At 72.1% G+C, this 20,765-nt stretch carries 18 protein-coding genes; 6 read left to right on the forward strand and 12 right to left on the reverse strand.

The window, feature by feature from the left end; genetic code table 11:
* Positions 1-4: 4 nt before the first annotated feature.
* The 3 genes from NFU81_RS05520 to NFU81_RS05530 all read left to right on the forward strand — a co-directional run bounded on the left by NFU81_RS05520 (position 5) and on the right by NFU81_RS05530 (position 1,634).
* Positions 5-418 (forward strand): roadblock/LC7 domain-containing protein, encoded by a 414-nt coding sequence (locus NFU81_RS05520; protein ID WP_033173109.1) that lies wholly within the window; start codon positions 5-7, stop codon positions 416-418.
* 87 nt (positions 419-505) lie between these two features.
* The gene (locus NFU81_RS05525; RefSeq protein ID WP_251485544.1) at positions 506-1,075 is read left to right on the forward strand and encodes a DUF742 domain-containing protein; all 570 of its coding nucleotides are present in this window, start codon (positions 506-508) and stop codon (positions 1,073-1,075) included.
* Positions 1,056-1,634 carry a GTP-binding protein gene (locus tag NFU81_RS05530; protein WP_251485546.1) on the forward strand — a complete coding sequence of 193 codons (579 nt, stop codon included), beginning with the start codon at positions 1,056-1,058 and terminating at the stop codon, positions 1,632-1,634. The genes NFU81_RS05525 and NFU81_RS05530 overlap by 20 nt, the downstream gene beginning before the upstream one ends.
* A 72-nt stretch (positions 1,635-1,706) precedes the next feature.
* Here the strand turns inward: NFU81_RS05530 and NFU81_RS05535 are convergent, their stop codons facing one another.
* The 7 genes from NFU81_RS05535 to NFU81_RS05565 form a co-directional block, all read right to left on the reverse strand.
* The gene (locus NFU81_RS05535) at positions 1,707-1,910 is read right to left on the reverse strand and encodes an acyl-CoA carboxylase subunit epsilon (protein WP_251485547.1); all 204 of its coding nucleotides are present in this window, start codon (positions 1,908-1,910) and stop codon (positions 1,707-1,709) included.
* A 14-nt stretch (positions 1,911-1,924) separates the two neighbouring features.
* A complete protein-coding gene (locus tag NFU81_RS05540) occupies positions 1,925-3,508 on the reverse strand; it encodes an acyl-CoA carboxylase subunit beta (protein ID WP_251485551.1) in 1,584 nt (527 codons plus the stop codon).
* Between the two features lie 169 nt (positions 3,509-3,677).
* On the reverse strand, positions 3,678-4,547 hold the full coding sequence (locus tag NFU81_RS05545; protein WP_251485554.1) for an HpcH/HpaI aldolase/citrate lyase family protein: 870 nt from the start codon (positions 4,545-4,547) through the stop codon (positions 3,678-3,680).
* Entirely contained in the window at positions 4,544-5,605 is a 1,062-nt protein-coding gene (locus NFU81_RS05550) for an HpcH/HpaI aldolase/citrate lyase family protein (RefSeq protein ID WP_251485557.1), read from the reverse strand. Before NFU81_RS05550 ends, NFU81_RS05545 begins: the two co-directional genes overlap by 4 nt.
* A gap of 64 nt (positions 5,606-5,669) precedes the next feature.
* Positions 5,670-6,158, reverse strand: a complete 489-nt coding sequence (locus tag NFU81_RS05555) for a GNAT family N-acetyltransferase (RefSeq protein ID WP_251485559.1) — start codon at positions 6,156-6,158, stop codon at positions 5,670-5,672.
* Between the two features lie 341 nt (positions 6,159-6,499).
* Positions 6,500-7,429 carry a hypothetical protein gene (locus NFU81_RS05560; protein WP_251485562.1) on the reverse strand — a complete coding sequence of 310 codons (930 nt, stop codon included), beginning with the start codon at positions 7,427-7,429 and terminating at the stop codon, positions 6,500-6,502.
* Between the two features lie 239 nt (positions 7,430-7,668).
* A complete protein-coding gene (locus NFU81_RS05565) occupies positions 7,669-10,506 on the reverse strand; it encodes an FtsX-like permease family protein (RefSeq protein WP_251485564.1) in 2,838 nt (945 codons plus the stop codon).
* A 293-nt stretch (positions 10,507-10,799) separates the two neighbouring features.
* Here NFU81_RS05565 and NFU81_RS05570 point away from each other — a divergent pair, with 293 nt between their 5' ends.
* The 3 genes from NFU81_RS05570 (at position 10,800) to NFU81_RS05580 (ending at position 13,599) form a co-directional block, all read left to right on the forward strand.
* Positions 10,800-11,015 (forward strand): hypothetical protein, encoded by a 216-nt coding sequence (locus tag NFU81_RS05570; RefSeq protein ID WP_251485566.1) that lies wholly within the window; start codon positions 10,800-10,802, stop codon positions 11,013-11,015.
* Between the two features lie 141 nt (positions 11,016-11,156).
* Positions 11,157-11,699 (forward strand): TlpA disulfide reductase family protein, encoded by a 543-nt coding sequence (locus tag NFU81_RS05575; RefSeq protein ID WP_251485568.1) that lies wholly within the window; start codon positions 11,157-11,159, stop codon positions 11,697-11,699.
* Positions 11,692-13,599 carry an ABC transporter ATP-binding protein gene (locus tag NFU81_RS05580; RefSeq protein WP_251485570.1) on the forward strand — a complete coding sequence of 636 codons (1,908 nt, stop codon included), beginning with the start codon at positions 11,692-11,694 and terminating at the stop codon, positions 13,597-13,599. The genes NFU81_RS05575 and NFU81_RS05580 overlap by 8 nt, the downstream gene beginning before the upstream one ends.
* Here the strand turns inward: NFU81_RS05580 and NFU81_RS05585 are convergent.
* The 5 genes from NFU81_RS05585 to pruA form a co-directional block, all read right to left on the reverse strand.
* A complete protein-coding gene (locus NFU81_RS05585; RefSeq protein WP_251485695.1) occupies positions 13,581-14,084 on the reverse strand; it encodes a hypothetical protein in 504 nt (167 codons plus the stop codon). The genes NFU81_RS05580 and NFU81_RS05585 overlap by 19 nt on opposite strands.
* A 168-nt stretch (positions 14,085-14,252) precedes the next feature.
* Positions 14,253-15,851 carry a citramalate synthase gene (cimA, locus tag NFU81_RS05590; RefSeq protein ID WP_251485572.1) on the reverse strand — a complete coding sequence of 533 codons (1,599 nt, stop codon included), beginning with the start codon at positions 15,849-15,851 and terminating at the stop codon, positions 14,253-14,255.
* 491 nt (positions 15,852-16,342) lie between these two features.
* Entirely contained in the window at positions 16,343-17,431 is a 1,089-nt protein-coding gene (locus tag NFU81_RS05595; protein ID WP_251485574.1) for a branched-chain amino acid aminotransferase, read from the reverse strand.
* A 144-nt stretch (positions 17,432-17,575) separates the two neighbouring features.
* Positions 17,576-18,619 (reverse strand): 3-isopropylmalate dehydrogenase, encoded by a 1,044-nt coding sequence (locus NFU81_RS05600; protein ID WP_251485578.1) that lies wholly within the window; start codon positions 18,617-18,619, stop codon positions 17,576-17,578.
* A 491-nt stretch (positions 18,620-19,110) separates the two neighbouring features.
* Complete coding sequence (pruA, locus tag NFU81_RS05605) at positions 19,111-20,742, reverse strand: L-glutamate gamma-semialdehyde dehydrogenase (RefSeq protein ID WP_251485581.1); 1,632 nt, start codon at positions 20,740-20,742, stop codon at positions 19,111-19,113.
* Positions 20,743-20,765: the final 23 nt, after the last annotated feature.

Genomic DNA, 20,765 nt, shown 5'->3' on the forward strand with positions numbered 1-20,765 from the left:
TCCGATGAGCCAGGCGGCACAGAACCTGAACTGGTTGATCACCAACTTCGTGGACAACACCCCCGGGGTGTCCCACACCGTGGTGGTCTCCGCCGACGGCCTGCTGCTCGCGATGTCCGACGGATTCCCCCGCGACCGCGCCGACCAGCTCGCCGCCGTCGCCTCCGGCCTGACCTCGCTCACCGCCGGAGCCTCCCGCATCTTCGAAGGCGGCAGCGTCAACCAGACCGTCGTCGAGATGGAACGCGGCTTCCTCTTCATCATGTCCGTCTCCGACGGCTCCTCCCTGGCCGTACTCGCCCACCCCGAGTGCGACATCGGCCTCGTCGGCTACGAAATGGCCCTGCTCGTCGACCGCGCAGGCACCGTACTGACCCCCGACCTCAGGGCCGAACTGCAGGGCAGCCTGCTCAACTAGCTCAACCAGCGAACGGGCGTGCGGGCGCGCCCTGGCCTCTCCCAGAGGTCCGGGCGGTGCGCCGCAGCCGTATCAGGAGGAGGACTCGTGAGCACCACTTCCGGCGCAGAGCCGTATGGCAGCCCGCACCAACCGCCTGTGCACCACCCGTACTTCCCATCGGCACCGGCCCCCGAGCCGGAGCCCTACCGGCCACCCCGGCAGCCGCACATCCAGCCGTACCAGCCGCCGCAGGCGCCGGCCCCGCAGGGCGGCGGCCAGGGTGCGGCCGGCGGCGGGCAGGGCGGCGGGGCCAGGGGTCGGCGCTCGCAGACGCCGACGGGGTTCGTACGCCCGTACGCGATGACCGGCGGCCGCACCAGGCCGCGATACCAGCTCGCCATCGAGGCACTGGTCAGCACCACCGCGGAACCCGACCGCCTGCGCGGGCAGCTGCCGGAGCACCAGCGGATCTGCCTGCTGTGCCGGGAGATCAAGTCGATCGCGGAGATCTCCGCGCTGCTGACGATCCCGCTCGGTGTGGTCAGGATCCTGGTGGCGGACCTGGCCGAGGCCGGCCTGGTCACGATTCACCAGCCCGGCGGCGACGAGTCCGCCGGCGGACAGCCAGATGTGACATTGCTTGAGAGGGTGCTCAGTGGACTTCGGAAGCTCTAGCGGCCCAGCGCGCGCCACTACTTCCGCGAAAATCGTGGTCGCGGGCGGATTCGGCGTGGGCAAGACCACGTTCGTCGGTGCCGTGTCGGAGATCAACCCGCTGCGTACCGAAGCCGTGATGACCTCCGCGTCGGCCGGCATCGACGACCTGACGCACGCGCCCGACAAGACGACCACCACGGTGGCCATGGACTTCGGCCGCATCACCCTGGACCAGGACCTGATCCTCTACCTGTTCGGGACGCCCGGCCAGGACCGCTTCTGGTTCATGTGGGACGACCTGGTACGCGGCGCGATCGGGGCGATCGTGCTGGTCGACACCCGCCGGCTCGCGGACTGCTTCCCGGCCGTGGACTACTTCGAGAACAGCGGCCTGCCGTTCGTCATCGCGCTCAACGGCTTCGACGGCCACCAGCCGTACGGGCCCGAGGAGGTCCGCGAGGCGCTGCAGATCGGTCCCGAGGCGCCGATCATCGTCACCGACGCCCGCCACCGCGGCGAGGCGAAGAGCGCGCTGATCACCCTGGTGGAGCACGCCCTGATGGCCCGGCTGCGCTAGGCACTGGACAGCGCGAAGGCCCCGCACCGTGCAGGTGCGGGGCCTTCGTCGTGTGCTGCGCTGTACGGTCGGTCAGCCCTGCCAGGAGTGCGGGGCGCGGAAGCCCGGGGTGCGCTCCAGGCGCCGCCATCCGGCGGTGGACCTGACCGGGTTCTCCGGGGTGCTGTCGCTGCCGGCGGCGGCCCTGGCGAGCAGGATCGCGGTGATCGCGGCCAGCTCCTCGGGGGCGACATGGCCCTTCTCGACGCGCACGAGGGAATCGGCGGGAGTGCTCACAGTGGTCTCCATGGCTACTGGGGAGGATTACCGTGCTTACGCGACGGTAGATCCGCGTGCTTGGTGCGGAGCATGGACAGCGAGCTGATCAGTACCTCGCGGGTCTGCGTCGGGTCGATGACGTCGTCCACCAGGCCGCGTTCGGCGGCGTAGTAGGGGTGCATCAACTCGGACTTGTACTCCTTGACCATGCGGGTCCGCATGGCCTCCGGGTCGTCCGCCTCGGCGATCTGCCGGCGGAAGATGACGTTGGCCGCGCCCTCCGCGCCCATCACCGCGATCTCGTTGGTCGGCCACGCGTAGGTCAGGTCGGCGCCGATGGACTGGCTGTCCATCACGATGTACGCGCCGCCGTAGGCCTTGCGCAGGATCAGCGAGATCCTCGGGACGGTGGCGTTGCAGTACGCGTACAGCAGCTTCGCACCGTGCCTGATGATTCCACCGTGCTCCTGGGCGACGCCCGGAAGGAAGCCGGGGACGTCCAACAGGGTGATGATGGGGATGTTGAAGGCGTCGCACATCTGCACGAAGCGGGCCGACTTCTCGGACGCCTCGATGTCCAGCACACCGGCCAGCGACGCCGGCTGGTTGGCGACGATGCCGACCACCTGGCCGTCGAGCCGGGTCAGCGCGCAGATGATGTTGGTGGCCCAGCGCTCGTGGACCTCCAGGTAGTCGCCGTCGTCAACGATCTCCTCGATGACCTTGTGCATGTCGTACGAGCGGTTGCCGTCGGCCGGCACCAGGTCCAGCAGGACGTCGGAGGTCCGGTCGACCGGGTCGTGGCACTCGACGGCGGGCGGGTTCTCCCGGTTGTTCTGCGGCAGCAGCGAGAGCAGGTAGCGGACCTCTTCGAGGCAGGTCTGCTCGTCGTCGTAGGCGAAGTGCGAGACGCCGGAGACCGCGGAGTGGACGTCGGCGCCGCCGAGCCCGTTCTGGGTGATCTGCTCGCCGGTGACGGCCTGGACGACGTCGGGTCCGGTGATGAACATCTGCGAGGTCTCGCGGACCATGAAGACGAAGTCGGTCAGCGCCGGGGAGTAGGCCGCGCCGCCCGCGCACGGGCCGAGCATCACGCTGATCTGCGGGATGACGCCGGAGGCACGGGTGTTGCGCTGGAAGATGCCGCCGTACCCGGCCAGCGCCGAGACGCCCTCCTGGATACGGGCGCCGGCGCCGTCGTTGAGCGACACCAGCGGGGCACCGGCCGAGATGGCCATGTCCATGATCTTGTGGATCTTCGTGGCGTGCGCCTCGCCGAGGGCACCGCCGAAGATCCGGAAGTCGTGCGCGTAGACGAAGACCGTACGGCCGTGGACGGTGCCCCAGCCGGTGATCACACCGTCGGTGTAGGGCCGCTTGGCCTCCAGGCCGAAGCCCGTCGCCCGGTGCCGTCGCAGCGGCTCCACCTCGCGGAAGGTGCCCTCGTCGAGCAGCAGGTCGATACGCTCGCGGGCGGTGAGCTTGCCCTTGGCCCGCTGCGCCTCGGTGGCCTTCTCGCTCGGCCCGCGGACGACCTCCGCGCGGATGGCGTGCAGCTCTGCCACCCGCCCGCGGGCGTCGTTCACCTCTGCGGGCACCTCTTGAGATGTGGTCATGCAACGACAGTACGAGCCGCGAGCCGGAAAACGGGCCATCGACTTCGTACAGTGTCCGTCGCCGCTTCATGGCGGGTCCCGACAGAAACGCACGACGGCGGGGTTCCGCTTCACGGCTGCGGCACCCCGCCGTCGATCTGCCGCCACCGGGCGGCCGTACGCACGTGCGTCAGCGGCCCTCCACCGCGGCGGCCAGCGCCAGCACCCGCCGTGCCTCCTCGACATGCAGGTTCTCGATCATCCTGCCGTCCACCGTGACCACCCCGCGGCCCTGTGACGTGGCCTGATCGAAGGCCTCGATGATCCGCCGGGAGCGCTCCACCTCCGCCGCGGCGGGGGCGAAGACCCGGTTGCAGGGTTCCAGTTGGCGGGGATGGATGAGCGTCTTGCCGTCGAAGCCGAGCTGCCTCGCCTGGAGGCATTCCGCCTCGAAGCCGGACAGGTCCTGGACGTCGTTGTAGACACCGTCCAAGATGACCTTACCCGTGGCGCGGGCCGCCAGCAGGGCCATGGACAGGGCGGTGAGCAGCGGCTCCCGGCCCGGCACATGCTCGGCGTGCAGTTCCTTGGCGAGGTCGTTGGTGCCCAGGACCAGCACGGTCAGCCGCGGGTCGGCCGCGGCGATCCGCCGCGCGTCGAACATCGCGGCGGGCGTCTCGACCATCGCCCAGACGGCCGTGCGGTCGGGGGCGCCGGCCGCCTCCAGCGCGGCCACCACGGCGGCGACCGTCTCCGGCGCGTCGACCTTGGGCACCACGACCGCGTCGGGACCCGCCTCCGCGGCCGCCCGCAGGTCGTCGGCGTGCCACGGGGTGCCGGGAGCGTTGACCCGGATCGTCACCTCGCGGTGCCCGTAGTCCCCGCCCGCGGCGGCCGCGGCGACCCGGTCCCTGGCCTCCTTCTTGGCGTCGGGGGCCACCGAGTCCTCCAGGTCGAGGATCAGCGCGTCGGTGGGGAGGGTGCGGGCCTTCTCCAGGGCGCGCTCGTTGGCGCCGGGCATGTAGAGGACGGAGCGGCGGGGGCGGGGCGCGTCGGTCATCGCCTGGCCACCTTGTCCGCCGCGGCGTAGGCCGCGGACAGCTGGGGGTCGCGGGCGGCGAGCGCGTCGGCGAGGCCGACGACCACCTGGCACTGCTTGTAGGTGGCGTCGTCCTGCATCTTGCCGTCGATCATCACCGTTCCGGTGCCGTCGCCCATCGCCTCGATCACCTGCCGCGCCCAGGCCACGTCCTCCGGCGCGGGCGAGAACACCCGCTTGGCGATGTCGATCTGGACCGGGTGCAGCGACCAGGCGCCGACGCAGCCGAGCAGGAAGGCGTTGCGGAACTGGTCCTCGCAGGCGGTGACGTCCTGGATGTCGCCGAAGGGGCCGTAGTACGGCAGGATGCCGTGCGCCGCACACGCGTCGACCATCCGGGCGATCGTGTAGTGCCACAGGTCCTGCTGGTGCGTCACCCGGGGCGCGTCCCCTTGCGGGTCCTCGCGGACGAGGTACCCGGGGTGGCCGCCGCCGACCCGGGTGGTCTTCATCCGCCGGCTCGCGGCCAGGTCGGCGGGGCCGAGCGAGATGCCCTGCATCCGGGGGCTGGCCGCGGCGATCTCCTCGACGGCGGCCACGCCGGCCGCGGTCTCCAGGATCGCGTGCACCAGGATCGGCCTCCGCAGGCCTGCCCTGGCCTCCAGCTGGGCCAGCAGCCGGTCCACGTAGTGGATGTCGTGCGCGCCCTCCACCTTGGGCACCATCACGACGTCGAGCTTGTCGCCGACCTCGGTGACCAGGGTGATCAGGTCGTCCAGCGCCCAGGGCGAGTCCAGGCTGTTGATCCGGGTCCACAGCTGGGTGGCACCGAAGTCGGTGGACCGCGCGACGGAGACCAGCCCCGCACGGGCCGCCTCCTTGCGGTCCGCCGCGACGGCGTCCTCCAGGTTGCCCAGCAGGACGTCCACCTGCGGTGCCAGGGCGGGGACCTTGGCGGCCATCCGCTCGTTGCCCGGGTCGAAGAAGTGGATCATCCGCGAGGGCCGGAACGGCACCTCGCGCGGGGGCGCGGGCGCCCCCACGGCCAGCGGGCGGAAGAAGTCCTTCGCCGAGCGCATGCGATCTCCCGGAGGGTCGGGGTGAGGGTTCGCCGCTCACCCTATGACCGCCTGGGCGCGGAGATTACCCGTCAGTACCTGTGCTGTTGGTCACCGGCTGCCAGCGCATCGTCAGATCCGGTTCGTTCTCCATGTTGCGCGATCCGTCGTTGCTGTCCACGACGGTGAAGCCGTGGCGCGCGTAGAAAGCCCTGGCACCGGTGTTCTTCTGGAAGACGGCGAGCGTCAGCCCGCCCGGCCGGTACGCCTTCGCGGCGGCGAGCAGCGCGCTGCCTATGCCCTGCCGCAGCACGCCGGCCAGCAGGTAGAGGGCGTCCAGCGTGTCGTCCTCGACGGCCGCGTAGCCGACGACCGCTCCGCCGCGGTCGACGGCCACCCACACCGCGGCCCGTCGCATGACGATGTCCCGCACCCACGCCACCACCTCGGCGTCGCTGCGCCGCCTCGGCGGCAGGTACGGCATCGTCACCTCCCGCGAGGCGATGTGCACGTGCGCCACGGCGGCGGCGTCCTCGGGCGCGGCGGCCCTGATCCTGAACGGTTCGTCGGTCACGGCCGCACCATAGGGCTCCGCCGCCCGGGGACGACACCGGTTTTCCCGCGGCCCGTCGGTGGGTGCCACTTGGTGTGGCGGTACGCCTCTCCCGGTGGGGGCCGGGCGCTCCGTTCTCCCCCTGAGCTCCGCCCGGGTGTACCCCCACGCGGCCCGTCGGGTCCTGCTCCCCGCGGTGAGTTGCTTGTCTGCCGCGCCGTCATGGCCGGGCGCTCCGTTCTCCCCCTGAGCTTCGTCCGGGTGTACCCCCACGCGCCCCTTCGGTGGGTGCCCCTCGGTGTGGCGGTACGCCTCTCCCGGTGGGGGCCGGGCGCGGTCGGCGTCTTGTGCGGCCGGCCGGGTCAGAGGGGTGGGAGGTGGAGGGGGCCGGTGGCGTCGCGGATGTCGCGGAGGACCGTCGGGTCACCGACGAACGTGCCGTCGAGGTCGGTGGTGGCGGCCAGGGCGTGGTTGCCCTGGGGAGGGTGGGGCTGCTGCGGGCACTCGTGGAAGACCACGTGGACCCGCACCCGGTCCACCCGGCCCGGCACCAGCCGGGTACGGCTCATCACCGCGCTCACGCCCGTGCCGGGCAGCGCCCCGGCCAGCCAGGCCGTCGCGCTCGCCGTGACCGCGGCCTCGTACCGCTGCCACAGCGCGAAGGGGTGCACGATGCTCATCTCGGGCGAGCCCTGCGCGCCGAAGGAGGCGCGGTAGTACGGCCGCCGGCCGCTCAGCGCGGCCAGCCTGCGGGCGGCGTTGAGCCGCAGCAGCGTCGGCAGCGACGGGTCGCGGTCCCGCGGCAGCGCCCGTAGGACCGCCGGGTCGGCGATCATGACCGCGACCGGCAGCACGTCCGGCTGCCGCCCGGCCAGGCATTCCTGGAGGCCGGACAGCAGGTCCTCCACCGTGTCGTTGGAGGGTGCCGCCGTGATCCACGGGTCGGCGACGACGCGGCCCAGCGCGTGCACCTCGTGCCCGCCTTGGCGCAGGGCGGCGGACAGCGCCCGCCAGCGGGCGGCCGCTGCCAGGGCTTCGTCGACGGCGTCGCGGACCTGGGCGACCGCCGGCGGCGCACGGTCCACGCGGAGGCGGACGAACGCGTCCGGGTCGTCCGCCACCCGGAGGAGGATCTCGGCGCCGCCGGAGGCGGGGAAGCAGGGCCGCGCCGAGATCACCGTCAGCCGGGCGGGGTGTGCGGTCTCGGCCGCGTCCTCCGCCAGCCGCTTCGCGCGGCGCGCGGCGGGCAGGCCGGCTGCTCTGCCGAGCAGCATCACCGCCGAAACGATCATGGTTTCCGCACCCCCTGCGACCTCGGCTGCGCCGAGGCTATGCGGGGGGTGGGGGGTGGCGCCTGAGCACCCGTACTCATCTCTCGTACCTGAGGTCCGTGCCCCTTGCGGTGCGTGCGCACCTTTCGGTGCGTCGTGGTTGCGCGCGCAGTTCCCGCGCCCCCAGGTGGCAGCCCCCTTCGCATCCTTCGGTGCGTCGTGGCTTGGCGCGCAGCGCAAGGAGCGCGCGCCCGGGAAAGCTATTCCGCCAGGTGGCGGGTGAGGGGGAGGTGGCGGAGGGCTCGGGTGGGGAGCGCAGCGCTGAGGAGCGTCGTGGTGATCGCGCCGGCGACGGTCGCCAGGGTCGGGAGGACGGCGGCCCGGGAGATGTGGCCGGCGAAGACGGCGTACGCCGAGAGGCCCACCGCCGCACCGGCGACCGCGCCGGCCACCGCCATGACCGCCGCCTCGGTCAGGACGAGGCGGGTCACCGCACGGTCGGGCCACCCCGTGGCGGAGAGCAGCGCGTATTCGGCGGCGCGGTCGCGGATGTTGAGGTAGAGCACGTCCGCCACCGTGGCGGCACCGAGCAGCGCCGCGATGACCGCCGCGGCGTAGTCGGAGCCGCGCACCTGGACCGACACCGCGTCGCCGAGCAACGTGCCGGTGACCGTGCCGTCGAAGGCCGTGCTGATCGCGGCCAGCGCGACCAGCGCCGCGACGCCGATGGCCAGGGCGAGCGTGCCGAGCAGGGCGCGGCCGGGCACCCGGCGCAGGTTGGCCAGTGCCAGCCGGGTGATGCCGGCGCGGCGTACCGGGCGCCGCGGCGCGCTGACCGCGGGGAGCACCGCGGCGCCCGGGTGGGACCTGGACGCCTGGAGCGCGGGCCGGCTCGCGGCGAGGACCGCGAGCAGCAGCGCCGCGGGCACGGCGAGCACCGCCCGGCCCGCGCCGACGTGCAGTCCGGACAGCCGGCCGAGCGGGATCGCCAGGCCCGCGCCCAGGACCCCGGCGACCGCGCCGAGCCCGGCGACCTCGGCGACCACCAGGGCGAAGAGCTTGCGCGGGGGCCAGCCGAGGCAGGCCAGTACGGCCAGTTCGGTGCGGCGGGCGCGGACCGCCGCACCGGTGGCGCTGGCGACGAAGAGCGCGCAGACGACCAGCACCAGCACGAACATGATGAGCGACTTGCGGTCGACCGCGGCGACCACCGTGGCCGCGACCCCCTTCTTGGACCACATCTCGTGCAGCGTGAGCGCCGGTCGCCCGTGCGTGCCCGCGGGGTCGCCGACGGCGACGGGCGTGGGCGACGAGCCGCTGGTGATGTCGACGTCGAGGCCGGTCAGGTCGTGGATGCGCTGCGCGGTCAGCCTGACCCGCTCGCGGGAGAGCGCGTCGAGGCCGAGTGCGCCGGTGAGCCTGACCCGGATGACGCTGATCGGCGCCGCGGCGTTGACGCCCCTGCCCGCGCCGGTGTTCGTGAAGTAGCGGGCGTCGTCGAGGGTCTGCAGGCCGGCCAGGCTGGTGACGATGGACGGCGGCACGGACAGCAGTCCCGCGACGTTGCCGTTGGGCAGCAGCGACCTGCCGCCGAGCGCCTGGACGGACGCGGGGTCGGCGCCGGTGGCCTGCGCGGGGAAGTACGTCTCCATCGGCACCGCGCCGAGCCCGGAGGCGCTGACGGAGAGCTCGGAGCTGTCGAACTCCCCCACCATCTTCAGGTGCACGTCGTGCGCGATGCCGTTCCACGGCCCGCCGGCCGGGTGGACGACGGCCTTGCGTACGGGGGTGTCGTCGAGGTCGCGCGGGTAGGTGCCGTCGATCTGCTCGTAGTCCAGCCGCAGGTTGGGGTCGGGCTGCCGCGGCTGCGCGGTGAGGCCGTCGCCGGCGCTGCCGTACCGGACGGGCTGGGCGGTGGTGAAGGCGCTGACCCAGACGGTGCCGCCGTTGCCCGCCCGGTAGGTCTCGCGGACGTCGCCGGAGCGCAGGCCGTCGAGCAGGGTGCGGTAGGCCTGCTGGACGTCGACGGTCGTGGTGGTCACCGGGGTGCCCGGGGTGTGCGGCAGGGTGGCGCCGAGCGTGGTCTTGTCGGTGCCGGCGGCGACCTGATCGGCGGCGGAGGCGGGCAGCCGGCTGACCGCGACCTGCAACTGCTCGTCGGCGGCGGCCCTGTCGGCCATCAGGACCGGGATCTCGGTGACGCCGACTCTGCCCGCGGCGTTCGGGTCGCCGGTCAGGTCGGCGTACGTCCTGGTGCCGCTGGTCGGGCGCCGGCCGGCGTCGAGGTAGCTTCCCCAGGTCACGGCCTTGTCGAGGCCGGCGAGGCGGGCTTCCGACGCCGGGTCGACCGCCTCGATCAGCAGCGGCACGGGCCAGGCGGTGGTGGTGGTCGCGGCCGGCTGCGCGCTGCCCGTGGCGTGCGGGTTGGCGGGTCCCGGCTGGTTGTAGGTGTCCTGCGGGTTGGTCGTGCCGCAGTTCAGGACGACCTGCGGCCCGGTCGCCGCGGTCTTGGCGGTCGGGTCCACGCACACCGGGTGCGCGGCTCCCGCGCCGTCCACCTCGTAGGGGTCCTTGCTGCTGTGCGCGCTGTCGGTGACGCCGCGCAGCGGCCGGTCGGTGACGTAGGTGTACGACTCGCCCGCGGGTATCCGGGTCAGGCCGCGCTCGGAGACCTGGGTCATGGCGGCCCGGTAGAGCTGCCGGCCTCCGCCGGCGGCCGCCGCGGGCAGGTCGACGGGGGCGTCCATCCTGGTCAGGACGTAGCCGACGACGGCGACCGGTGCGGCCACGTCCACCTCGGGGAGCTTGCCGATCTGCTGCCACTGGGCGGTGGTGATACCGCCGTTGAGGTTGGCGAGCGCGGTGGAGGCGACCAGGCCCCTGCCGTCCTCCAGTGCCGAGCGGGCGCCGGCCGGGCGGACCAGGATGTCGTAGCCGCCGCGGGCGTTGGCGGTGACGGTGCCGACCACGGAGAGCCGCTGGGTGCGGGCGGCGCCGGTCAGCACGGAGAACGACGTCACCGCCACCAGCAGCGCGCCCACCAGCGCGGCCGCCCTGCCCTTGCGGTAGCGCAGCTGCGCGAGCACGAAACCGAGCATGTCCACTTCCCCCGAGGTGTCCCGCGGCAGCCGGAACGTCTTCCGCGCCTCCGCAGGCTGGCACAGTCGAAACCTTGCCGTCAATCATCCGGGTCTTGCAAGCAGGTAGTACTGGCGCCATAGCGCCACAATGCGCAATTCACCGCCCAGAACCCGGCTATCGCAATTATTTTCTTCATCACACTGGACACTTTCGCGATCGTGTACAAGTCTTGCCGTCGCACGTTGAAGTACCACGCCGAACTGCAAGGTTCGTGCACGGAATGAACAGCTCAGAGAAAGGCTGATCCACGATGATGAGCGTCATCGAGCGCCTGGGCGACCGCATCCTGCGGACCGTCGTCCCCGAGGCCCCGGCCGCCGCATGCGGCACCACCAAGACCCTCAAGGGGGTCCTCAGCTACGTGACCTACTACGACCTCTACAACTCGTGCAACGGCGCGAAGGGCTGCTACGCCGACTTCCACACCTACACGTCGACCAGCTGGAACGGTTACTGCCTCACCTGATCCCGCGGCGCGAAAGGTGCGTGGGGCGAGTCGAAGTCGCCCCACGCGCCACCGCGATCATCCCACATTCGGAGTGCCGAATTCCCTTTCGGCCGGACGGAACACCGAATTCCGCCGGCCGTTTCACGAACGGATGGCTTCGTGGCCGTACTCACCGCCGCGGTGTGTGTCCTCGCCGTGGTCCTCCTTTTCAACCTCACCGTCACAGCGGGCCTGGTCCGCCGGCTGCGCGAGCAGGCGCCGGCCGCTCCCGCCTACGACGCCGGCGGCCCCGCGGTCGGCGCCGCCGCCCCCGCGGTCACCGCGCGGACCGCCGGCGGCCGCGAGGTCGAGGTCGCCGCGGCGGGCCGGCGTACGCTCGTCGCCTTCTTCGCCACCTCCTGCACCGCGTGCAGCCGCGAGGCGCCCGGATTCGCCGCCCGCACCGCGGAGTTCCGCGAGAGCGGCCTGACCGTGGTCACCGTGCTCGACCGGCGCCCCGGTGACGACGCGGGAGCTCTCACCGCCGCGCTGGAGCCGGTGGAGCACCTGGTCGTCGAGGACATGCCCGGGCCGGTGCTGAGCGCCTTCGAGGTCGCCGCCACGCCGGCCTTCTTCCTGGTCGCCGCCGACGGCACCGTCGAGAGCAAGGGCCAGTACCCGCCGCCGGCGGTACCCGCGCCGGCAGCCGTCGGACGTGGCTAGCGGCAGGGCCGCGGCGGCGGTACGCGGCCTGCGCACCCTGACCGCGGCCCTCGCCCTCTACACCAGGGCCGCCCCGCTGCTCGCGGCCCTGCGGCTGGTGATCGTGCTGGCCACCGGGCTCGCCCCGGTCGCCACGGCCTGGCTGACCGCCGCCCTGATCGACGACCTCACCGCCCAGCGCACGGGCCGCGTCGGCACCCTCGCGCTGCTGCTCGCCGGGGTCGGCGGCGCGGCCGCGCTGAGCGGCTACGTCACCGCCTTCGTCGAGCGGGAGATCGGCCGCCGGGTGTCGCTGGCCGCGCAGGAGCGGCTGTTCGCGGCGGTGAGCCGGCAGCGCGGCCTGGCCCGGCTGGAGGACCCGGGCTTCCACGACCGGTTGCGGCTGGCCCAGCAGGTCAGCGGCGCCGGCCCGGCCGCGCTCGCCGAGGCCGCCCTCGGGGTGGTGCAGGCGCTGCTGATCGTCGGCGGTTTCACCGCGAGCCTGCTCACGCTGTCCCCGCTGGTGACCGTCCTGGTGCTGGCGTCCACCGCCCCCGCGCTCGCCGCCCAGCTCACCCTGGTCCGCAAGCGCGGCGCGATGGTCCTGGACACCGCGCCGAACCTGCGCCGCCAGACCTTCTACACGCTGCTGCTGATGGACCTCAGGGCCGCCAAGGAGATCCGGCTGTACGGCCTGGGCGGCTACTTCCGCGGCCGGATGCTGACCGAGCTGCGTACCGCACAGCGCGGCGAGTCCCGGGTGGACCGCGCCACGCTGCTCACCGACGGGTCCCTGTCGCTGCTCACCACCGGGATCGCCGCCGCCGCGCTCTACGGTGTCGCGCTGCGGATCGCGCACGGCCACGGCACGGCGGGCGACCTCGCGGTGCTGGTCGCCGCGCTGGCCGGACTGCAGGGCGCGCTGGCCGGCGTGCTCGCCCAGATCGCCGGCGCCGGGCAGGTCTTCACCGTCTTCACGCACTACACCGCGATCCTGGACGCACCCGCCGACCTGACCGGCACCGACGCCCCGCCGCCCGGGCTGCGGGACGGCATCCGCTTCGAGCACGTCTGGTTCCGCTACTCCGCGGCCGGCGACTGGGTGCTCCGCGACATCGACCTGACCATCGGCGCCGGCCGCTCGCTGGCCCTGGTCGGGCTGAACGGCGCGGGCAAGTCGACCCTGGTCAAGCTGCTGTGCCGGTTGTACGAGCCGACCCGCGGCCGCGTCACCTGGGACGGGGTGGACATCCGCAGCCTGGACCCCGACCTGCTGCGGGCCAGGATCGGCGCGGTCTTCCAGGACTTCATGTGCTACGACCTCAGCGCGTACGACAACATCGCGCTGGGCGGGCTCGACCGGGCCGCCGCCGACCCCGGCGCGGTGGAGCGGGCCGCGACCCGGGCCGGGGTGCATCCCGAACTCGCGGGCCTGCCCGCCGGTTACGACACCATGCTCAGCCTGGTCTTCCAGGACTCGCGCACCCCCAGGGGCGTCCCGGCCGCCGGGCGGTTCGGCGGGGTGTCGCTGTCCGGCGGGCAGTGGCAGCGGGTGGCGCTGGCCAGGGCGCTGCTGCGGTCCGACGCCGACGTGCTGGTCCTGGACGAGCCGTCGTCGGGCCTGGACGCGGAGGCGGAGGCGGAGATCCACCAGCGGCTGCGCGAACTGCGCTCGGGCCGGACCAGCCTGCTGATCAGCCACCGGCTGGGCACGGTCAGGGACGCCGACCGGATCGTCGTGCTGGACGGCGGCCGGATCACCGAGGCGGGCGACCACGCGTCGCTGCTCGCGGCGGACGGCACCTACGCCCGGCTCTTCCGCTTGCAGGCCGACGGCTACCGCGCCGCCGGCACGCCGGGTGCGGGGCCGCGGGAGGGCGCGGCCCCGCCGGTCACGGCAGGTCAGCAGCCGCAGCTGTAGTACAGGGCGTCCCAGTGGGTGCCCTCGTCCGCGTAGATGTTGCCGGACGCGGCCTGCCACTGCGGGTATCCGTCGCCGCGCAGGCCGATGTAGCTGAAGGAGTTGTGGACGTAGTTGTTGAGGCAGGTGTTCTTGCTGTAGTCGAGCTTGTAGCCGTTCCAGTGCGAGTACGTGCCGCTGGCGTGGCCGGTCTCGGTGCCGCCGGTGATGTTGATGGCGCAGCCGCTGGCGTGCTTGAGGGTGACCGCGCCCTGGGCGGTGGCCTGGTTGAGCTGGTCGAAGGACGTGCAGGTCGACACGTTGCGGTTGGAGCAGCCGCCGGACGACGACCAGGTGATGCCGGCGGCGCTGAACATGGCGGTGGCCTGGGCCTGGGTGAGCTTGGTGACCGCGAAGGCGTCGGTGGACGTGGCCAGTCCGACGCCGGGGGCGAAGAGCGCGGTGCCGACGAGGGTGAGCGTGCTCACCGCGGTACGGATACGCATGCGCATGCGGTTTCCTCCTGCTGGTTCCGCTGGGGTGGGCGTGGTGCAGGTGGCGCAGGAGGAGTGTGCCCGACGTCTACGCGCGTCGCCAGTGTTTTGGGAAATGAACATGACACACCGGTGGCCCGGCGGGAGAGCTCCCGCCGGGCCACAGGGCCGTGCCTCCGCTTACTCCTGCGGGTCGAGACCCGCCCGCAGCAGCCCGTACGCGTAGGCGTCGTCAAGTGCCTGCCAGGACGCGGCGATCACGTTGTCCGCAACCCCGACGGTGGACCACTCGGCCTCGCCGTCGGTGGTGGTGATCAGCACCCGGGTCGTGGAGTCGGTACCCGATGTGCCCTCCAGGATGCGGACCTTGTAGTCGACCAGCGCGAACTCGGCGAGCTTGGGGTAGATCCGCTCCAGCGCGCTGAGCAGCGCCCGGTCCAGCGCGTTGACCGGGCCGTTGCCCTCGGCGGTGGCGACGATCCGCTCGCCCTTGGCCCACATCTTCACCGTCGCCTCGTTGGCGTGCGTGCCGTCCGGGCGGTCCTCGGTGATGACCCGCCAGGACTCGGTACGGAAGAACCGCTGCGGGCCGCCGTTGATCTCGGACCGCAGCAGCAGCGCGAAGGAGGCGTCGGCGGCTTCGTACGTGTACCCCTTCAGCTCGCGCTCCTTGACCCGCGCCACCACCCGGCCGACCAGTTCGCGGTCCTCGCCCAGGTCGATGCCCAGCTCGCGGCCCTTCAGCTCGATCGAGGCGCGGCCCGCCATGTCGGAGACCAGCATCCGCATGGTGTTGCCGACCCGTTCGGGGTCGATGTGCTGGTAGAGGTCGGGGTCCACCTTGATCGCCGACGCGTGCAGGCCTGCCTTGTGCGCGAACGCCGACACCCCCACGTAGGGCTGGTGGGTGGACGGCGGCAGGTTGACGACTTCGGCGATGGCGTGCGAGATCCTGGTCATCTCGCCGAGCGCGCCCTCGGGCAGCACCCGGCGGCCGTGCTTGAGCTCCAGCGCGGCGACGACCGGGAAGAGGTTGGAGTTGCCGACCCGCTCACCGTAGCCGTTGGCGGTGCACTGCACGTGGGTCGCGCCGGCGTCCACCGCGGCCAGGGTGTTGGCGACCGCGCACCCGGTGTCGTCCTGGGCGTGGATGCCGAGCCTGGCGCCGGTGTCGGCGAGCACCAGGCCGGTGACGGCCTGCACCTGGGCGGGGAGCATCCCGCCGTTGGTGTCGCACAGCACCACGACGGAGGCGCCCGCGTCGTGCGCGGTCCGTACGACCGAGGTGGCGTAGGCGGCGTTGGCCTTGTAGCCGTCGAAGAAGTGCTCGCAGTCCACGAACACCCGGCGGCCCTGGGACACCAGGTACGAGACGGTGTCGCCGACCATCGCCAGGTTCTCCTCCAGCGTGGTGCGCAGCGCCAGTTCGACATGGCGGTCGTGCGACTTGGCGACCAGGGTGATCACCGGGGCGCCCGATTCGAGCAGGGCCTTGACCTGGGGGTCCTCCGCGGCTTTGGCACCCGCCCTGCGGGTCGCGCCGAAGGCCACCAGGGTGGCGTGCTTGAGGTCCAGCTCCTTGGCGGCACGGGCGAAGAACTCGGTGTCGCGGGGGTTGGCTCCCGGCCAGCCGCCCTCGATGAATCCCACCCCGAAGTCGTCCAGGTGCCGGGCGATCGTCAGCTTGTCGGCGACGGTGAGGTTGATCCCCTCACGCTGGGCGCCGTCGCGCAGCGTGGTGTCGAAGACATGGAAGCTGTCGTCCGGTTCGGCGGTCATGGCTGTCGTAACTCCTGTCGGGTGAGTGGGTTGCCGCCGGATGTCCTGACATCCGGAGGGTCCAGCTCCACTTGCCCCCATCATCCCTCGTGCGCTTCCGCCTCCGGCGCGGGTGGTCCGGGAAACGAAAAAACCTCTCGCGGATGCGAGAGGTCTGCACGCGGGTCTGGGACACGGTGACGTTCCACTGGGGTCAGGGGGGCGTCACTGCGGACCGGCGTGCCTGCTGCCAATAATGCGGGCGTACAGGTGCACGCCAGGAGTCTGCCACACTCCGCGGCTCCCGCCGCAGGGGTCTCACCATGTGGTCCGCGGTGCCCGAAAGGGGCGCGGGGAACTGCGCGACCGGCCCACCACCCACGCGCGGGTCGTCACCGGCCCAAGGGGGCAGTTCGGTCCGTGCCGGACCGCCGGACGGTGGGTGGCGGGTCGCGCCCGCGCGGCGCCGGCCGCAGATCAGACGCAGCCCCGCGCCCCTGTCAGGCACCCCACTACGCACCCAGCGGGTGCATCCAGCCGTGGGGGTCCGGGGCGTGGCCGGTCTGGATGTCGAGGAGCGCGGCCCGGAGCCGCATGGTGACCGGACCGGGGGCGCCGTCAGCCACCGGCCAGCTCGCCCGGGTGGACTTCACCGAGCCGACGGGGGTGATGACCGCGGCCGTGCCGCAGGCGAAGACCTCCGTGAGGGTGCCGTCGTCGTGCTGGCGGCGCCAGTCGTCCACGCTGATGCGGCCCTCGCCGACCTCGTAGCCGAGGTCCGCCGCGATGGACAGCAGCGAGTCGCGGGTGATGCCGGGCAGCAGGGAGCCGGACAGCTCAGGAGTGACGATTCTGTTGCCGTACACGAAGTACAGGTTCATGCCGCCCATCTCCTCGATCCAGCGGCGCTCGATCGCGTCGAGCCAGACCACCTGGTCGCAGCCGTGCTCGATGGCCTGGGCCTGCGCGACGAGGGAGGCGGCGTAGTTCCCGCCGGTCTTGGCCGCGCCCGTGCCGCCGGGCGCCGCGCGGACGTACTCCTCGGACAGCCAGACCGAGACCGGCTGGACGCCACCGGAGAAGTAGGCGCCGGCCGGGGAGGCGATCACCAGGAAGAGGTACTCGTTGGCGGGGCGGACGCCGAGCCCGACCTCGGTGGCGACCATGAAGGGCCGCAGGTAGAGGGACGCCTCGCCCTCGCTGGGCACCCACTCCTTGTCCTGCCTGACCAGCAGGTCGCAGGCCTCGACGAAGGTCTCCACCGGGAGCTCGGGCATCGCCAGGCGGCGCGCGGACGCCTGGAAGCGCTCGGCGTTGGCCTCGGGGCGGAAGGTGGCGACGCCGCCGTCGGGCTGCCGGTAGGCCTTGAGGCCCTCGAAGATGGTCTGCGCGTAGTGCAGTGTCATGTTGGCGGGGTCGATCGACAGCGGCGCGTACGGGACGAGCTGGCCGTCGTGCCAGCCGCGGCCCTCGGTCCACTTGATGGTGACCATGTGGTCGGTGAAGTGCCGGCCGAAGCCCGGGGCGGCCAGGATCGCGTCGCGCTCGGTGGCGGACAGCGGGTGCGCGGACGGCTTCAGCTCGATCGTGGGCGTCGTCATGTGTGTGTCCTTCACCGTGTCTCGTCTCTCGCTGCCGACTTGTGCCGCCCCCACTAATAGGACGTCCAAGTTTCCTGTCGTCACGCGGCCCCGCCTCTGTCGATTATCGCAGCGGCGGGGCCGGGTACCTACCTCAGTGTCCGGTCAGCGGGAGACCCGGGCGGCCAGCGCGTCGCCGATCTCGACGGTGGACCGTACGGGCAGGTCCGCGCGTCCGGCGAGGTCGGCCTGTACGGCGGCGTCGATGCGGTCGGCCTCGGCCTCGTAGCCCAGGTGGCGCAGCAGCAGCGCCACGGACAGCACGGTCGCGGTCGGGTCCGCCTTGGACTGGCCGGCGATGTCGGGGGCCGAGCCGTGGACGGGCTCGAACATCGAGGGGAACTCGCGGCCGGGGTTGATGTTGCCGCTGGCCGCGACGCCGATGCCGCCGGAGACGGCAGCGGCGAGGTCGGTGATGATGTCGCCGAAGAGGTTGTCGGTGACGATCACGTCGAAGCGCTCGGGCTGGGTGACCAGGAAGATGGTCGCCGCGTCGACGTGCAGGTAGTCGGTGCTGACCTCGGGGAACTCCGCGCCGACCTGCTGGAAGATCCGGGTCCACAGGTGGCCGGCGTGCACCAGCACGTTGTTCTTGTGCACCAGGGTCAGCTTCTTGCGCGGGCGGGCCTGCGCGCGGGCGTACGCGTCGCGCACCACCCGCTCGATGCCGAACGCGGTGTTGAGGCTGACCTCGGTGGCGACCTCCTGCGGAGTGCCGGTCCTGATGGAGCCGCCGTTGCCGGTGTAGGGGCCTTCCGTGCCCTCGCGGACGACGACGAAGTCGATCTCCGGGCTTCCCGCGAGCGGGGTGCCGACGCCGGGGAAGAGCTTGCTGGGACGCAGGTTCACATGGTGGTCGAAGGCGAACCGGAGCTTCAGCAGGAAGCCGCGCTCCAGCACGCCGGACGGCACCGAGGGATCGCCGATGGCGCCCAGCAGGATCGCGTCGTGCTCCTTGAGCCGGTCCAGGTCCTCGTCGGTGAGGGTCTGGCCGGTCGCGTGGTAGCGCTTCGCGCCGAAGTCGAACTCCCGGGTCTCCAGCTTGACGTCCTGCGGAAGCACGGCGGAGAGGACCTTGAGGCCCTCCGCGACGACTTCCTGGCCGATTCCGTCACCGGGGATCACTGCGAGGCTGAGGCTTCGAGACATGTCCGGCACCGTACTCCCCATCCCAGCGGGTGACATCGCATGTCCGCATGTCGGACACGATGTCCACCGGACGGGGTCTTCCGGTCAGCGCGACTCGTGACCGGTGCTGCCGCCGTTGTCACGGCGGTCCAGGCTGCGCTGCAGGGCGCGCAGCGCGTTCTCGCGGGCGGTGTCTTCCATGCGGGCGGTGTCGTCCATGGGGATCAACTCCTGGGAAAGCAGGCGAAAGCCGGGGTAAGCGGGCAGAGGAAGGTGCTGCCGCGGAACGGGGCGGGGGTCCTGGCGGCGGGGGGTGACCCGCTCGGTGACTGCTCAGGACGCGCATCCGCCGCTCACCGGATGAGGCGAGACGTTCGGCTCTCTACAAAGTTAGGACAGCGAGGTCGTCCTGTCGCCACAATTACTCGGACTTCCTACTATCTGAGACAGACGATCACCCGTTCGCGGCCGCCGGTGGCTGCGAACGGGTGATCGTCCGGTGTCGCTCCAGGTCAGCCCTGGTGCGGGTACCGGTAGTCGGTGGGCGGCACCAGGGTCTCCTTGATCGACCGGGTGGACGTCCAGCGCTGCAGGTTCTGCGCGGCGCCCGCCTTGTCGTTGGTGCCGGACGCCCGGCCGCCGCCGAAGGGCTGCTGGCCGACGACCGCGCCGGTGGACTTGTCGTTGATGTAGAAGTTCCCGGCCGCGTCCCGCAGCCGCTCCATCACCTGGGCCGCGGCGACCCGGTCCCTGGCGATGACCGAACCGGTCAGCGCGTAGTCCGAGACCGATTCCATCTGGGTGAGCATCGCCTCGAAGTCGGCGTCCTCGTAGACGTGGATGCCGAGCACCGGGCCGAAGTACTCCTGCCGGAAGATCTCGTTGTCCGGGTCGGTGGAGACCAGCACGGTCGGGCGGACGAACCAGCCGACCGAGTCGTCGTACGTGCCGCCCGCGACGACCTCGACGGTCGGGTCGGCCTTGGCGCGGTCGATGGCCGCCTTGTTCTTGGCGAAGGCCCGCTCGTCGATCAGGGCGCCGACGAAGTTGGACAGGTCGGTGACATCGCCCATGGTGATGCCGTCGACCTCGGCGGCGAAGTCCTCCTTGAAGCCGGACTCCCAGATCGAGCGCGGGATGTAGGCCCGCGAGGAGGCCGAGCACTTCTGGCCCTGGTACTCGAAGGAGCCGCGGGTCAGCGCGGTCTTGAGCACCGCGGGGTCGGCCGAGGGGTGGGCGACGACGAAGTCCTTGCCGCCGGTCTCGCCGACGATCCGCGGGTAGGTGCGGTAGCCCTCGATGTTCTCGCCGACCGCGCGCCACAGGTGCTGGAAGGTCCTGGTGGAGCCGGTGAAGTGGATGCCGGCCAGCTCCCGGTGCGGCAGCGCGGCCTCGGAGACGGCCAGGCCGTCGCCGGTGACCAGGTTGATCACACCGTCGGGCAGCCCCGCCTCGCGCAGCAGCCGCATGAGCAGCACCGCGGAGTGCGTCTGGGTCGGCGACGGCTTCCACACCACCACGTTGCCCATCAGCGCGGGCGCGGTCGGCAGGTTGCCGGCGATGGCGGTGAAGTTGAAGGGCGTGATCGCGTAGACGAAGCCTTCGAGCGGGCGGTGGTCGAGCCGGTTCCACACCCCGGGGGCGTTGGCGACCGGCTGCTCGGCGAGGATCTGCCGGGCGAAGTGGACGTTGAAGCGCCAGAAGTCCACCAGCTCGCAGGGGCTGTCGATCTCGGCCTGCTGCACGGTCTTGGACTGGCCGAGCATGGTGGAGGCGACCAGCGTCTCGCGCCAGGGGCCCGCCAGCAGCTCGGCGGCGCGCAGGATGATCGCGGCGCGGTCGTCGAAGGCGGTCGCGCGCCACGCCGGGGCGGCGGCCAGGGCCGCGTCGATGGCGTCCCGCGCGTCCTGGGCGGTGGCGTTGCCGTACGTGCCGAGGACGGCGCCGTGGTTGTGCGGCTGGACGACGTCGAAGCGCTCGCCGCCGCCCATGCGCTCCTCGCCGCCGATGAACATCGGCAGGTCGACGGGGTTGCCGGCCAGCTCCTTGAGCTTGGCTTCGAGCCTGGCGCGCTCGGGGCTGCCGGGGGCGTACGTGTGCACCGGCTCGTTGACCGGAGCGGGGACCTGGGTCACGGCGTCCATGGGGCGTGTCTCCTGGTGAGAGT

It is taken from the genome of Actinacidiphila cocklensis (genome assembly GCF_907177275.1).
GTDB lineage: Bacteria > Actinomycetota > Actinomycetes > Streptomycetales > Streptomycetaceae > Actinacidiphila > Actinacidiphila cocklensis.

Excerpts from the sequence above, each read along its gene's own strand:
- NFU81_RS05520 (WP_033173109.1), top strand. The coding sequence starts at position 5 with ATGAGCCAGGCGGCACAGAACCTGAACTGGTTGATCACCAACTTCGTG.
- NFU81_RS05540 (WP_251485551.1), bottom strand. The coding sequence starts at position 3,508 with ATGACCACATCTCAAGAGGTGCCCGCAGAGGTGAACGACGCCCGCGGG.
- NFU81_RS05545 (WP_251485554.1), bottom strand. The coding sequence starts at position 4,547 with ATGACCGACGCGCCCCGCCCCCGCCGCTCCGTCCTCTACATGCCCGGC.
- NFU81_RS05550 (WP_251485557.1), bottom strand. The coding sequence starts at position 5,605 with ATGCGCTCGGCGAAGGACTTCTTCCGCCCGCTGGCCGTGGGGGCGCCC.
- NFU81_RS05560 (WP_251485562.1), bottom strand. The coding sequence starts at position 7,429 with ATGATCGTTTCGGCGGTGATGCTGCTCGGCAGAGCAGCCGGCCTGCCC.
- NFU81_RS05565 (WP_251485564.1), bottom strand. The coding sequence starts at position 10,506 with ATGCTCGGTTTCGTGCTCGCGCAGCTGCGCTACCGCAAGGGCAGGGCG.
- NFU81_RS05570 (WP_251485566.1), top strand. The coding sequence starts at position 10,800 with ATGATGAGCGTCATCGAGCGCCTGGGCGACCGCATCCTGCGGACCGTC.
- NFU81_RS05585 (WP_251485695.1), bottom strand. The coding sequence starts at position 14,084 with ATGCGTATCCGTACCGCGGTGAGCACGCTCACCCTCGTCGGCACCGCG.
- cimA (WP_251485572.1), bottom strand. The coding sequence starts at position 15,851 with ATGACCGCCGAACCGGACGACAGCTTCCATGTCTTCGACACCACGCTG.
- NFU81_RS05595 (WP_251485574.1), bottom strand. The coding sequence starts at position 17,431 with ATGACGACGCCCACGATCGAGCTGAAGCCGTCCGCGCACCCGCTGTCC.
- NFU81_RS05600 (WP_251485578.1), bottom strand. The coding sequence starts at position 18,619 with ATGTCTCGAAGCCTCAGCCTCGCAGTGATCCCCGGTGACGGAATCGGC.
- pruA (WP_251485581.1), bottom strand. The coding sequence starts at position 20,742 with ATGGACGCCGTGACCCAGGTCCCCGCTCCGGTCAACGAGCCGGTGCAC.